Origin of the sequence: Pseudomonas sp. RL_5y_Pfl2_69 (assembly GCF_963970465.1) — a bacterium.
Lineage (GTDB): Bacteria > Pseudomonadota > Gammaproteobacteria > Pseudomonadales > Pseudomonadaceae > Aquipseudomonas.
The window spans coordinates 314,382-328,625 of the sequence record NZ_CAXAOU010000004.1; the positions used below are offsets into that span (position 1 = coordinate 314,382).

General features: G+C 59.9%; 9 protein-coding genes and 1 riboswitch. Of the genes, 4 read left to right on the plus strand and 5 right to left on the minus strand.

Annotated elements, in window-relative coordinates:
• Positions 1-3: 3 nt before the first annotated feature.
• The 4 genes from AACY07_RS09770 to AACY07_RS09785 all read right to left on the minus strand — a co-directional run bounded on the left by AACY07_RS09770 (position 4) and on the right by AACY07_RS09785 (position 4,300).
• Positions 4-837, minus strand: a complete 834-nt coding sequence (locus AACY07_RS09770) for an ABC transporter permease subunit (RefSeq protein ID WP_133079578.1) — start codon at positions 835-837, stop codon at positions 4-6.
• Between the two features lie 7 nt (positions 838-844).
• Complete coding sequence (locus AACY07_RS09775) at positions 845-1,771, minus strand: carbohydrate ABC transporter permease (protein WP_339474602.1); 927 nt, start codon at positions 1,769-1,771, stop codon at positions 845-847.
• 142 nt (positions 1,772-1,913) lie between these two features.
• Entirely contained in the window at positions 1,914-3,185 is a 1,272-nt protein-coding gene (locus tag AACY07_RS09780) for an ABC transporter substrate-binding protein (RefSeq protein ID WP_445261368.1), read from the minus strand.
• A gap of 179 nt (positions 3,186-3,364) precedes the next feature.
• On the minus strand, positions 3,365-4,300 hold the full coding sequence (locus AACY07_RS09785; protein WP_133079581.1) for a helix-turn-helix domain-containing protein: 936 nt from the start codon (positions 4,298-4,300) through the stop codon (positions 3,365-3,367).
• Positions 4,301-4,391: 91 nt separating this feature from the next.
• On the opposite strand from AACY07_RS09785, the gene cobF reads away from it, so the two are divergent.
• Positions 4,392-5,144, plus strand: coding sequence for a precorrin-6A synthase (deacetylating) (gene cobF, locus AACY07_RS09790; protein ID WP_339474604.1), 753 nt, complete (start codon positions 4,392-4,394; stop codon positions 5,142-5,144).
• A 127-nt stretch (positions 5,145-5,271) separates the two neighbouring features.
• Complete coding sequence (locus AACY07_RS09795) at positions 5,272-7,605, plus strand: glycoside hydrolase (protein WP_339474605.1); 2,334 nt, start codon at positions 5,272-5,274, stop codon at positions 7,603-7,605.
• On the opposite strand, the gene AACY07_RS09800 is transcribed toward AACY07_RS09795, so the two are convergent.
• Positions 7,606-8,898 (minus strand): glycosyltransferase, encoded by a 1,293-nt coding sequence (locus AACY07_RS09800; RefSeq protein ID WP_339474607.1) that lies wholly within the window; start codon positions 8,896-8,898, stop codon positions 7,606-7,608.
• Positions 8,899-9,089: 191 nt separating this feature from the next.
• Positions 9,090-9,270: riboswitch (cobalamin riboswitch) on the plus strand.
• A 94-nt stretch (positions 9,271-9,364) separates the two neighbouring features.
• Between AACY07_RS09800 and cobW the strand changes: the two genes are divergently transcribed.
• Both cobW and cobN read left to right on the plus strand, forming a co-directional pair.
• Positions 9,365-10,435, plus strand: a complete 1,071-nt coding sequence (gene cobW, locus AACY07_RS09805; protein ID WP_019827174.1) for a cobalamin biosynthesis protein CobW — start codon at positions 9,365-9,367, stop codon at positions 10,433-10,435.
• Positions 10,436-10,438: 3 nt separating this feature from the next.
• Positions 10,439-14,209 (plus strand): cobaltochelatase subunit CobN, encoded by a 3,771-nt coding sequence (gene cobN, locus AACY07_RS09810; RefSeq protein ID WP_339474609.1) that lies wholly within the window; start codon positions 10,439-10,441, stop codon positions 14,207-14,209.
• The last annotated feature ends 35 nt before the right edge of the window (positions 14,210-14,244 follow it).

Genomic DNA, 14,244 nt, shown 5'->3' on the forward strand with positions numbered 1-14,244 from the left:
TTGTTATTTAACCGCGCCAAAAGACAAGCCGCGTACCAGTTGCTTCTGGCTGATCCAGCCGAAAATCAGAATGGGTGCGCAGGCCAGCGTCGACACCGCTGACAACTTGGCCCAAAACAGGCCTTCGGGGCTTGAGTAGGACGCGATTAGCGCGGTCAGTGGCGCCGCACTGGACGAAGTCAGGTTCAGCGACCAGAAGGCCTCGTTCCAGCACAGGATCAACGACAACAGCAGGGTTGAGGCCAGACCGCCCTTGCTGATGGGCAGCAGCACACGAACCACCTCTTGCCACAGGGTGGCACCGTCAAGGCGGGCGGCTTCGAGGATGTCCTTGGGGATGTCCTTGAAGTAGGTGTAAATCATCCACACCACAATCGGCAGGTTGATCAGGGTGTAGATGATGATCAGCGCCGTGCGGGTATCGAGCAGGCCGAAGGTCTTGGCCAACAGGTAGATCGGCATCAATACGCCCACGGGTGGCAGCATTTTGGTGGAGAGCATCCACAGCAGCGTGCCTTTGGTGCGTCTGGTTTCGTAGAACGCCATTGAATAGGCCGCCGGAATCGCGATCAGCATGCACAGGGCGGTGGCGGTGAACGAGATGACGACCGAGTTCCAGGCAAAGTGGAAGTAACCGCTGCGATCCTCGATGTGCAGGTAGTTTTCCAGGGTCGGGGTAAAGATGAACTGTGGCGGCGTGGCAAATGCATCCAGCTCGGTTTTAAAGCTGGTCAGCACCATCCAGAAGATCGGAAAGAAGATCAGGATGGCGATGGCCCAGGCCAGGGTGCCGAGCAGCAGGCTTTGCAGGCGGCGGGATTGTTGAAGAGTCATCACTGGGCCCTCACGGCTTGTCAGTCAGGTTTTTGCCGAGCATGCGCACCAGAATGATGGCCGCGATATTGGCGATGACAACGGCGATCAAGCCACCGGCCGAGGCCATGCCCACATCGAATTGCACCAGCGCCTGGTTGTAGATCAGGTACGCCAGGTTGGTCGACGCATAGCCCGGACCACCGTTGGTGGTGGTAAAGATCTCGGCGAAGACCGACAGCAGAAAGATGGTTTCAATCATCACCACCACGGCAATGGGGCGCGCCAGATGGGGCAGGGTCAGGTGCCAGAAAATTGCAATCGGCCCGGCGCCATCCAGGCGTGCGGCTTCTTTTTGTTCCTGATCCAGAGACTGCATGGCGGTCATGAGAATCAGGATTGCGAAGGGCAGCCACTGCCACGACACAATGATGATGATCGACAGCAACGGGTAGTGCGCCAGCCAGTCGACGGGTTGCGCGCCGAACAGCTTCCACACGGCGGCCAGCACGCCGGACACCGGATGGAAAATCAGGTTTTTCCAGATCAGCGCACCCACCGTGGGCATGATGAAGAACGGTGAGATCAGCAGCACCCGAACGATGCCGCGACCCATGAATTCGCTGGCTTCAAGCAGGGCGCTGATCAATACGCCGAGCACCACGCTGATCAGCAGCACGCTGCCTACCAGCAACAGGGTATTGGACGCTCCGGGCAAGAAGCCGGAATCGGTGAGGAAATAAGTGAAGTTCTCCAGCCCCACAAACTGGTTTTCGCCGGGGTAGAGCAGGTTGTAGCGGATCAGAGAAAAATACAGGGTCATGCCCAGTGGCACGATCATCCACAGCAGCAAAAGCGCCACTGAAGGCGTGACCAGAAACCAGCCGGGGCTGAGCAGGCGTGATTTTCGCGCTGGCTGTGACATTTCCAGCGATGAGACAGCACTCGAAGTTGTCATGTTAAGTCCCTGATGAAACGAGTAATTCTGTAGTCGATGCCTAAGGCTGCGACAAGGTCCGCAGGCTCTTCAATAAGCCGGGTACGCTGGGCGCCCCATCGGCGCCTTCGGCAGTGACTACAGGTAAGCGGGCGTTTTTTGTTTACTTGGGATAACCCGCCCGTTTCATTTCACGCTCGGTGGTTTGCTGGGCGGCTGCCAGCGCTTGATCCACTGTGGTCTGGCCAATCAGGGCGGCACTGAACAGCTTGCCAACCTGGGTGCCCACCGCCTGGAACTCGGGGATGGTCACCAGTTGAATGCCCACATAGGGCACGGGCTTGAGCGTAGGGTCGTTGGGGTTGGCGACTTTCAGGGAGTCGAGGGTGACTTTGGCAAATGGTGCAGCCTTGAGGTAGGCATCGCTGTACGTCGACGCACGGGTGCCCGGCGGTACATTGGCGATGCCGTCTTTCTCGGCAACCAGCGCGCCATATTCCCTCGAGGTGGCCCAGGTGCTGAAGGTTTTGGCGGCGTCCTTGGCTTTGGAACTGGTGGGGATCGCCAGCGCCCAGGAGTAGAGCCAGGCACTGCCTTTGTCGGTGACCGCCTGGGGGGCGAAGGTGAAGCCGACGTGATCGGCCACTTTGCTCTGGCTGCTGTCGGTGACAAACGAACCGGCGACACTGGCATCGACCCAGATTGCACATTTGCCGCTGTTGAACAGCGCCAGGTTTTCGTTGAAGCCGTTGCTGGTAGCGCCCGGTGGGCCTGAAGCCTTCATGGTATTGACGTAAAAGTCGAGGGCGTTCTTCCACTCTGGGCCGGTGAACTCAGGTTGCCACTGTTCGTTGAACCAGCGCGCTCCGTAGGCGTTGGCGATGGTGCTGATCAATGCCATGTTTTCGCCCCAGCCCGCTTTACCGCGCAAGCAAATCCCGTACTGCTCCTGGTCCGGTTTGTTCAGGGTTTTGGCGAACCCGGCGATCTGCTCCCAGGTAGGGTGCTCGGGCATGGTCAAGCCCGCGTCCTTGAACAAATCGGTGCGGTAATAGGTCATCGAGCTTTCGGCATAGAACGGCAGGGCGTAGAGGGTGCCCTTGACTGACAAACCGTTACGTACCGAGGGGAATACATCATCGATGGCGTAGGTGGCTGGCAGGTCGGTCATGGGTTCAAGCCAGCCTTTGGCTCCCCATAGTGCGGCTTCGTACATGCCGATGGTCAGCACGTCGAACTGGCCACCCTGGGTGGCAATGTCCGTGGTCAAGCGTTGGCGCAAGACGTTCTCCTCCAGCACCACCCATTTGAGCTTGATGTCGGGGTGCTCGCTCTCGAAGGTTTTCGCCAGCTTTTGCATGCGGATCATGTCGCTGTTGTTGACCGTGGCGATGGTCAGGGTTTGCGCGCCCAGGCTGTAGCCGCTGAGGGTCATGCACGTAGCGACACATAACGCTTTGACAGGAATATTCATTGAGCACTCCACTTCATCGGCCTCACGGCGCCAGAAGGACGGTTATTGTTTTTATAGCGGCTCGCATGGAGCAAGCGCCTGGGCGGATTACAGCCCTCAATCACCGTCGTGACAAATCACTGGCAACACTCAAACCGATACTATTTTGCACTGCGCAGGCGTTCGCTCAGTCCCGGCTGGTTTTGCTCGGTCAAACGCTGCACTGCCAGACGCCGGTAGTGTGATGGAGTCATGCCTTTTAGCTGCTGGAACCGGCGGTTGAAGTTGGAAATGTTGTTGAAGCCAGATTCAAAACACACGTCGGTGACGGGCTTTTCGCCATCGGCGAGCAATTCACAGGACTTGCTGATACGCAGGCGATTGACGAACTCGATAAAGCAGCGCCCGGTGGCCTGCTTGAATACCCGGGAAAAGTAGGTGGGCTTCATGCCCATGTACTCGGCGACTTCTTCGAGGGACAGTTCACGGGCGTAGTGGCTGAAGATGTAGTCCACGGCCCGGTTGGTACGGTCGATGGTCTGCTCGTCGGCCGGTTGCCCGGTGGTTACCCCGGATAACAGCTGATAGTCATCACACTCAGCCAGCAGTTCCAGCAGGATCAGAAAGTGCCCCAGACGGGTCACGCCCGTAGCGCTGGCTATGCTCTGCATCAGGTCCATGGCTTTGCGGATTGTGGATGTGCAGCGAAACTCGATGCCGTAGTGGGCGCGTTCCAGCATCGGGGTCAGGGTTTTAAGCTCGGTAAAGATCGATGCGGCGTTTTCGAGCAGCTCATCGGTGAAGTTCACCAGCATGTCGCGGGTGGCCACCACTTCTCCTGCGGCCACCTGGCTGATCCAGTTATGGGGCAGGTTGGGGCCGGTGAGGAACAATGTCTCAGGGTGAAAGTTGCCAATGTAGTCGCCGACAAACACCTTGCCGCTGCTGGCCACAATCAGGTGCAGTTCGTATTCCTTGTGAAAATGCCAGCGTACCAGGGGGCTGGGAAAACCATGCTGGCGATAAATAATCGACAGGCCATTGTGGTCGTCCATCAATTCATACGACGGGTCTGTAGCTCTGGCGAGTCGAGTCATGGGCGGGCTGCTCAATGTACGTGTTGAGCGGATGATGACGTCTTCTCATACTTCCTGCCAGCAACAGACCCTGGACCAAGGATCAAACGCAATGAAGACACTGTTATTGATAGGCATGGGCGCCGGTGATCCGGAGCACATCACCGTGCAGGCAATCAATGGGTTAAACCGGGTCGACGTGTTCTTTGTTCTGGACAAGGGCCAGGCCACTGACGATCTGGTGCGCCTGCGTCTGGAAATATGCGAGCGCTACATTCGCGAGCCGCGTTACCGGGTGGTTCAGGTCAGCGACCCGAAACGCGACAGTGCAACGACTTCTTACACCCAGGGCGTTGAGCATTGGCACGAGCAACGGGCGTTGCTGTTTGCGCGGCTGATTGACAACGAACTGGCCGACGGCGAATGCGGGGCGTTTTTGCTCTGGGGCGAGCCAGGTCTGTATGACAGCACCTTGCGCATCCTGGATCGGGTACGGGCCAACGGTTGCACCGATTTTGACTACCAGGTGATTCCCGGCATCAGCAGCGTGCAAGCGCTGGCAGCCCGCCATCGCATTCCCCTGAATGATATCGGCCAGCCAATTCGGATCACGACGGGCAGGCGGTTGACGGCTCAAGACCTGGACAACGTGGTGGTCATGCTGGATGCCCACTGCGCCTTCGAGGCGTTTGTCGATGAAAACGTCGATATCTACTGGGGGGCTTATATAGGTACGGCGGACGAGATCCTGCTTGCCGGAAAGCTGAGCGAGGTGTGCGAGCAGATCAAGGGAGCCCGTAGCGCGGCCAGGGCGCGCATGGGCTGGGTGATGGACACGTATTTATTGCGCAGGCGGGCTGATTGAGCGTTTAGGGTGTTGATAGTAGATATATCCAATTCCTAAACGTTTTTAGGAAAAGTCCTACGTATGTGTTCTGACGCAAGTCGTTAGTGTTCGGTGCTTGCCTCCCGCCCAACGCCAGGACTTTTCCATGAAGAAAAAACTACGCGCCTTATTGTTTAATCGACAACTGCCAGGGCTTTCACTGTTGATGTTTCTGGCGTTGCTGATGTCCGGCGCGGCCACAGCCACTGTCCGCTATCCCTATTCAAATGGCACTTTTGCGGTCGACCCGGCGACCCTCGAAATCACTTTGCTGCGTGCTGGCAAGCCTGGGCGGGTACTAAGCGGTCCCGGTTTCAGCCCGGACAGCCTGGTCAGTGAGCAGACTGCAGAAGGCTGGAACGTCACCGACGGGGAGCAGCGGTTCAGCATCCGCATCAATGTGGTCAAGGACGCGTTGCGCGTTTCGATCCAGGCGCGCCAGCCAGTCAGCTTGCGTTGGCCACGCCTGCAAAGCGATATCCAGGCGTATGCCATTCCTTTTGGCGAGGGCAGTTACATTCCAGCCAATGACCCGAAATGGCTCGAATGGCTGGTCAAGCGATACACCGGCGACCCGCTGGTCGGTGCGTTGAGCATGCCGTTCTTCAGTCAATTGCATCAGGACCTGTCAGTCACCTGGAGGGTCGAAACCCCGTTCGATACCCAGTTTGACGTCAAGCAGGTCAATCAGGTCCCGGTACCGCAGCTGGTGCATACCTTCAACCGGCTGGCTCCTGATGCGCCGTTTGTGGTGAGCATCGCGGCGGGCCCGGCTGACCCGCTGTACGGTGCCGGATTGTACCGCCAATGGCTCAAGGATAACGGCCAGTTCCGCGCATTGACCGATAAAATCAGGGAGGTGCCGCAAACGGCCCGGTTGGGCGGCGCTCCGCATATTTATGTGTGGGACGCCGGGCCGTTGAAGGTAACGGACATCCTGAACTGGTCGAGTTTTGTCACGGCCTTCAACAAAGCACGGGGCACACCGGGGCATTTGGCGGCCAGGCTGTGGGCGGGGTTCGATCAACCCACTCGTGCAATGTTTGATTTGGCCTTGTCGAGCACCTTGTCACGGACCTCCGAGATTTCAGCGTACAACCAGTTGACGCTGGTGCGGGCACTCAACCAGGGGCTTCGTCAGATCGTTACGGTGCCCCCGCAGGAACCTTTGGCTGGCGGGCATGATCCGGCCGCCGAAGTGCAGTGGGGCAAGCTGGTCAAAACCCAGTTGGCCAACGCCTTTGGAGACTATTTGGCCCCGCCCGAGCGCTGGGGCGGCGGATTATCGGTGGATACGGTCAACGCCCTCGAAAAGGCTGGCCTGAAACACGCATGGCTGGGCGCCAAAGATTGGCTGGATGCCTTCTGGCACCCGCAGGCCGTGGCCAAGGCCAAGGCGGCTGGATATCTGGTCGCGGTGTATGACAACTATGCTGATGCCCATCCACTTTCAGAACCGCAAACCTGGGCGGCCGCACAAATGGGTGACGAACTGGCCAATGCCGGCCAGCGCGACGTCAACGGCAAGGTCCATGAGGGCTTCAACGGCATAGGTGTGTTTGCCAATGCCGTAGCGGCGCAAGACTATGCCCGCCAACGCATGGCTGCCGTAACCGCTGCCGCAGGCCTCAACAGCTATTTTCTTGATGTGGATGCCGCAGGCACGGCACCGGCGGACTACACCCAAGGCCGAGAAACCAGTGAGCGCGAGAATGCGCGGATGCTCAGTCAACGCCTGGATTACCCTTCGAGAACACTGGGGCTGGTGACCGGCAGCGAAGGCGGAGTGTCCACGTTTGCTCCCAATATTGCCTACAGTCACGGCATTGCCACGCAACCCTTCGACTGGACTGATCCGGACATGAGCCGCAATGAGGCGTCGCCATTCTTTGTGGGCCAATACTGGCCACCGGAAACGCCAACGCTTTTTTTCAAGACCGTGCCGCTCAAGCCGCAGCTGGCACTATTGGTGCGTTCTTACCGCTATCGCTTGCCGCTGTACCAGCGGGTCTTGCACGACAGTCTGGTGAGTACCCATCACTGGGCGTATCCCTCGTTGAAGTTTTCCAACGAGCAACAGAACACCGCGCTCCTGCAACTGCTGTACATGACCCCGCCGATGTATCACCTCAACGCGGCAGTGCTTAAGCGCGACATGCCCTTTATCGGCGCCTACAACGCGGTGTTTGCTCCCCTGCACCAGCGCCTCTTTACCCAGGCATTGGTGGGCTTCGAGGTGCTGGCCGATGATCGCAGCCTGCAGCGCACCGTGTTCGAAGATGGCACCCGGATCACAGTGAACTTCAATCCCGATAAACCCCTGACCGAGGGCGCCATGACGTTCCCGCCTTTATCGGCAACCGTACAGATCCCGGGCATGGCGGCTTATGTCATCGATATGGCCGATCTCTTCAAAACAACGCGGTCACTTGAGCATTGATCAGAGCGGGCGATTCTTGGCCTCGATCCACTGCGACATGTATTGGGTACTTTTGTGCTGGTGATGACGCAGCATGGCACCGGTGAAGTTGTTGCGCCGGTGCTGCTCAAGTTCTGCGCGGCACGCCTGGATGCGCTCGACCAGTGCCGGGCCGTGGACGCCTTGCAGGTAGCGCGCTTCAAGCAGCGCCTGGCCATTGCGCTGGGCCTGATGCCAGGCTTCGGGATTTTGGTACAGCTCGACCGCTGCCGCCGCAATCCCGCGGGCACTGCGCTCGATGGCACCGGCCCACGGCAGGTCGCCGTGCATGCCTTCGGCGCCCACCGGGGTAGTCACGTTGGGGGTGCCGCAGAGCATGGCATCGGCAATCTTGCCTTTGATGCCTGCGCCAAAACGCAGGGGAGCCATGCAAATACGCGCATTGCTCATCACTTCAAGGGCATCTTCAGCCCAGTTGAGGACATGAAAACCCTGTGCCGGGTTGTGCAGTGCAGTGGCCTTGGGCGGCGTGTAGGCGCCGTAGACATGCAGTTGTGCAGTGGGCAGTTGCTGACGGATCAAGGGCCAGATATGGGTCTTCATCCATAGCACGGCATCCCAGTTCGGGGCGTGGCGAAAATTGCCGATGCTCAGAAAATGCTGACGCTGTTCATAGGGCACGAACGCCTCAGGCACACTGTCGACCATCAGCGGGCACCAATGCAGCAGGGCCTTGGGCACGTGGAACTGCTCGACCAGCAGATCGATCTCGTATTCTGAAATCATCAGGTTCAGGTCACTGCGATAAATCGCTGCGATCTCCCGTTGTGCCAGGTCGGCGTTGGCCATCTGTTCAAAGGTTTCGCGTTGGGCCGGGGCGAACAGGCTGCTGAAATCGTCCTGCTCGGTGTCGTGCTTGAGACGTGCCTTGAGTTGCTGCTGACGGGCGTCGCGCAGGCTTTGCAGGTCGGAGGTTTCCAGTACGCGCAAGGCTTGCGGGCAATGCTTCTCGACGCGCCAGCCGAATTGCTCTTCCATCATGAAACGGTCAAACAGCACGATATCCGGTGCCAGTTCGGTGATGAAGGCATCGAAGCTGCTGTTATTGAGCTCGATGGTGACTTCATCAATACCCAGGGCAGCGAGGTCGGCCTTGTGTTCACCAATCCCGGCCGGGCTGCTGAAGGTGATCTGCCAGCCTTGCTGCAGAAAACTCTCGATGATTTGCATCATGTGCCCGCCTGCCGCCGAAGAGCGCGGTTCGGGCCACACGTAACCAATGATCAGGACGCGGGTCGGGCAGGTGGCAGGCATGGGCAGATCCTTGAAGCAGGGCGGCTGAAAAAAGGCGGCAATTAGAACACAAGTGCGGCGTAAATCCTCTGTGGGCACTGGCTTGCCCGGGATACAGGCAAGCCAGTGTGCCTGGTCACAAAAAGCCTGGCCGCATCAATGCAGTCGCCTCCCCGGACGCACCTGTGCATTGACCTGTTACAAAGCACTGCGTAGCCTTGCGTGTTCGAGGTTCTTCGCAGCGCGAAGCTAAGAAGGGAACGCGGTATGCCGCGGCTGCCCCCGCAACTGTAAACGGTCATTGATCTTGCAAAGCCACTGCCCAGCAGGCGGGAAGGCGCAAGGTAGGTATCAGCCGTAAGCCAGGAGACCTGCCTCGTGACAGATTCTTACTTCAACCGGGCGGGGTGATCCGGTGGCGAAGACTGACCGCGCACTGCCTGCGGTCGTCGTCCCGTATGCCCGCCGCTTTGCTATAGGGCATCCGATGAAAACACTGGCCAAAACCCCCGTCACCATCGTTACCGGCTTTCTCGGCTCGGGCAAAACCACGTTGTTGCGCCATATGCTCGACAACGCACAGGGCCGTCGCATTGCCGTGATCGTCAATGAATTCGGCGAGTTGGGCATCGACGGCGAAATTCTCAAGCAGTGCACCATCGGCTGCACTGAAGAAGAAGCCAACGGTCGCGTCTACGAATTGGCCAACGGCTGCCTGTGCTGCACCGTGCAGGAAGAGTTCTTCCCGGTCATGCGTGAGCTGGTGGCTCGTCGTGGCGATATCGACCATATCCTGATCGAAACCTCCGGCCTGGCCCTGCCAAAACCGTTGGTGCAAGCCTTCCAGTGGCCAGAAATCCGCAGCGCCTGCACCGTGGATGCGGTGATTACCGTGGTCGACAGCCCGGCCGTGGCCGCTGGCACCTTTGCCGCGTTCCCGGACCAGGTTGATGCCCAGCGCAAGCTTGATCCGAACCTGGACCATGAGTCGCCGCTGCACGAGCTGTTCGCTGACCAACTGGCCAGTGCCGACCTGGTGATCCTCAACAAGGCCGACCTGATCAGCCCTGAAGACCTGGCAAAAGTGCGCGCCGAAGTGGCTGAAGAGCTGCCCCCAGCGGTTAAGATCATCGAAGCCAGCAGCGGCCGCTTGCCGTTGGACGTATTGCTGGGTCTGGGCGCAGGCTCTGAAGATCATATCGATGGCCGCCACAGCCACCATGACCATCACCACGACGGCGATGATGACCACGACGATCACGACCACGACGCTTTCGACTCGATTTCCATCGAGCTGCCGGAGGGCGAGGAGCGTGTACTGATGGAAGCGCTGACCCAGTTGGTGGTCAAGCACGGCATTCTGCGGGTCAAGGGCTTTGCGGCGATCCCGGGCAAGCCGATGCGTCTGCTGATTCAGGGCGTGGGTACGCGCTTTGACAAGCACTTCGACCGCGCCTGGGGCCGTGACGAAGCGCGCACCACCAAGCTGGTGCTGATCGGTCAGGACCTCGATGCTGCACTGCTCGAATCCACCCTGCGTACAGCGTTGAGCGTATAAACCATGCATTTGCTCAGGACCCAGCCCGGTGGCTTTGTATCGGATGACAATATTGCCGACTTGGGGCAGACCCCCGCCGAGCTGGTGATCCTGTGCAGTGGTGATTCAAGCCTGGCACTGCTTGCCGAAGCGGCACAGCAGTTGCCTGAAGATTATCCAAGCCTGCGTCTGGCCAATCCGATGCAGGTGCAAAACCATGGCTCGGTCGACTTGTATGTCGATCAGGTGCTGCAACACGCCAAGGTGATTTTGCTGTCGTTGCACGGCGGCATCGGCTATTGGCGCTACGGCATCGAGCGCCTGGTGCAGTTGGCTGAACGTGGTGTCACCCTGATTCTGGTACCCGGCGACGACCGCCCCGACCCGGAACTCAGCGCGCTGAGCACCGTCCCGGCCGAGCAGGGCGAGCGTCTGTGGCACTTTTTGCGCCAGGGCGGGCGGCATAACGCCCAACAGCTCTATCGTTGCCTGGCCAGTCAATGGCTGGGCCGCGATTATGAATGGGATGAGCCGCAAACCCTGCCGCGCACCGCGATTTATCATCCGGTGCACGCCAATGCCCAACTCAAGGACTGGCAGGCCCAATGGCTCGTCGGGCAACCGGTTGCGGCGCTGTTGTTTTATCGTTCGCACTTGCAGGCCGCCAATACCGCGTTTGTCGATGTGTTTTGCCAGCGCCTTCAGGCCGCCGGGCTCAACCCTTTGCCGATTGCCGTGGCCAGCCTCAAGGAACCGGGCTGCCTGACCGTGGTTCAGGACCTGCTGGACGACGTTGAGGCCGGGGTGATCCTCAACACCACGGGCTTTGCCCAGTCGAGTCCGGAAACCCCGCATTTGCGCCCGTTTCGCCGCAATATCCCGGTGATCCAGGCCATTTGTGCCCAGGACAACGAGCCCGGCTGGCAAGCCAGCGAGCAAGGCCTGGGGCCTCGGGACCTGGCGATGCATATCGCGTTGCCCGAACTGGATGGGCGAATCATCAGCCGTGCGATCAGCTTCAAGGATCTGGCATGGCGCAGCGAACGCAGCCAGTCGGATGTGGTGTGTTATCGCGCCCATCCCGAACGTATGGATTTTGTCGCAGAACTGGCGCGGCGATGGGTTGAGCTGAGCCGTGTGGCGAACCCGCAAAAACGGATTGCGCTGATTCTGGCCAACTATCCGACCCGCGATGGCCGGATCGGCAACGGTGTGGGGCTGGATACCCCGGCGGCCGCGCTGAATATTCTGCGTGCCTTGCAGGCCCAGGGGTATCCCGTGGACTGCGAGCTGCCCGAGACCGGCACTGCGCTGATCCAGGCTCTGCTGGGGGGCGTCAGCAATGATCTGGACAGCCTGGATCTGCGTCCCTGCCTGCAAAGCCTGGCGCTGGATGAGTACATGGGGATGTTCAATGGCTTGCCCGAGGTTAATCGCCAGGCGGTGATTGCACGTTGGGGTGAGCCGCAAAACGATCCGATGTTTCGCAGTGGGCGGCTGATGATTGCCGGTCTGCGCTTTGGCCTGACCTTTGTCGGGATCCAGCCGGCGCGGGGGTATCAGGTCGATGCCAGTGCGGTGTATCACGATCCGGATCTGGTTCCGCCACACGCCTACCTGGCGTTCTACTTCTGGCTGCGCAACACCTATGGTGCCCACGCCGTGGTGCATGTGGGCAAGCACGGCAATCTGGAATGGCTGCCGGGCAAGGGCGTCGGACTGTCCGAAAACTGCTGGCCGGACGCAATTCTGGGGCCGATGCCCAACGTCTATCCCTTTATCGTCAATGACCCGGGCGAAGGCGCCCAGGCCAAGCGGCGCACCCAGGCGGTGATCATCGACCATCTGATGCCGCCGCTGACCCGTGCTGAAACCTACGGGCCGCTGCGTGATCTGGAGTTGCTGGCCGACGAATATTACGAAGCGCAGTTGCTCGACCCCCGACGCGCCCGTGAGTTGCAACGGGACATTCTCGCCCTGGTGCGTGAAACCCGTATCGACCGTGAGCTGCAACTGGACGAGAAGCTGGACAGCGATGCCGACGCTGCGATCTGGCTGCCACGGCTGGACACCTATCTGTGCGACCTCAAGGAGTCGCAAATCCGTGATGGCTTGCATATTTTTGGTGAGTCGCCTGCCGGACGCTTGCGGATCGACACCTTGCTGGCGTTGTTGCGTATCCCTCGCGGCGATGGTCGTGGCGCGCAATCGAGCATTCTGCGGGCGCTGGCCAAAGCCTTTGAGCTGGGCTTCGACCCGCTGGACTGCGCGTTGGCCGAGCCCTGGACGGCGCGCCAACCCGCGGTGCTGCAGGCCGTCACTGCTGAGCGCTGGCGCACGGCGGGGGACACCCGCGAGCGTCTGGAGTTATATGCGGCGCAACTGATTGAACAGGCTTTGGAGGGCACGCTGCAATTGCCCGACACCGCGCAATGGGCCGAGGTCAGGGGGATTTTCGACGCGCTGCTTGATGTCGTCGCGCCGCGTCTGGATGCCTGCGGGCCGGCCGAGATGCAGGGCCTGCTCGATGCCCTTGGAGGGCGTTTTGTGCCGGCGGGGCCCAGTGGCGCACCGAGTCGCGGACGCCTGGATGTGCTGCCCACCGGTCGCAACTTCTTTTCAGTGGATGTGCGCAACCTGCCGACTACGACGGCCTGGCGTATCGGCTTTCAGTCGGCCAACCTGATTCTTGAGCGTCACTTGCAGGATCACGGCGACCACCTGCGCCAACTGGGCTTGTCGGTGTGGGGCACGGCGACCATGCGAACAGGCGGTGATGATATCGCCCAGGCCATGGCACTGATGGGCGTGCGCCCGGTATGGGCCACAGGCAGCCAGCGGGTGGATGACTTTGAAATCCTGCCGGTCAGCCTGCTGGACCGTCCACGGGTGGACGTGACCCTGCGGGTTTCGGGCTTCTTCCGGGATGCGTTTGCCAATCTGATTCGCCTGTTCGATGCCGCCGTGCAGGCCGTGGCGGCACTGGATGAGCCGGATGATCTGAACCCGCTGGCAGCCAAGGTGCGCAGTGAGCGTGAGCAGCTGGAGCGCGATGGACTCTCACCCGAACTGGCAGCGCGCCAGGCGGGCTGGCGGGTGTTTGGCGCCAAGCCCGGCGCCTATGGTGCCGGGGTGCAGAACGCAATTGACGGTCGTTTGTGGCAAAGCCGTGATGACCTGGCCCAGGTGTACCTCAACTGGGGCGGTTATGCCTATGGCGTGGCCGATGAAGGCACGGCGGCCCGCGGCCAGTTTGCCCAGCGTCTGGGGCAGATGCAGGCCGTGGTACAAAACCAGGACAATCGCGAACACGACCTGCTGGATTCCAATGATTACTACCAGTTCCAGGGCGGCATGCTGGCCGCTGTGGAGACGTTGCGCGGGGAGGCTGCAGCCAGCTATCACGGCGATCACAGCCAGCCGGACTTGCCGAAGATTCGCACCCTGAAGGAAGAGCTGAACCGGGTGATCCGCTCGCGGGCAGCCAATCCGAAATGGATCGACGGGGTCAAGCGCCACGGTTATAAAGGCGCGTTCGAAATGGCCGCGACCCTGGACAACCTGTTCGCGTTCGATGCCACCACGCATTTGATCGACGACCATCAATACGCCTTGCTGGCGGATGCCTACCTGCTGGACCCTGATACCCGCGAGTTTGTTCGCGAGCACAACCCGCACGCTTTGCGTGACATGACCGAGCGCTTGCTGGAGGCTCAGCAGCGCGGCCTTTGGAGTGAGCCCGGGGAATATCAGGCGGCGCTGGAAAATCTGCTGCTGGATATAGAAGAAGAGTGAAGGGCTTTTTGAAGTCGATCAACATTCTACGATTT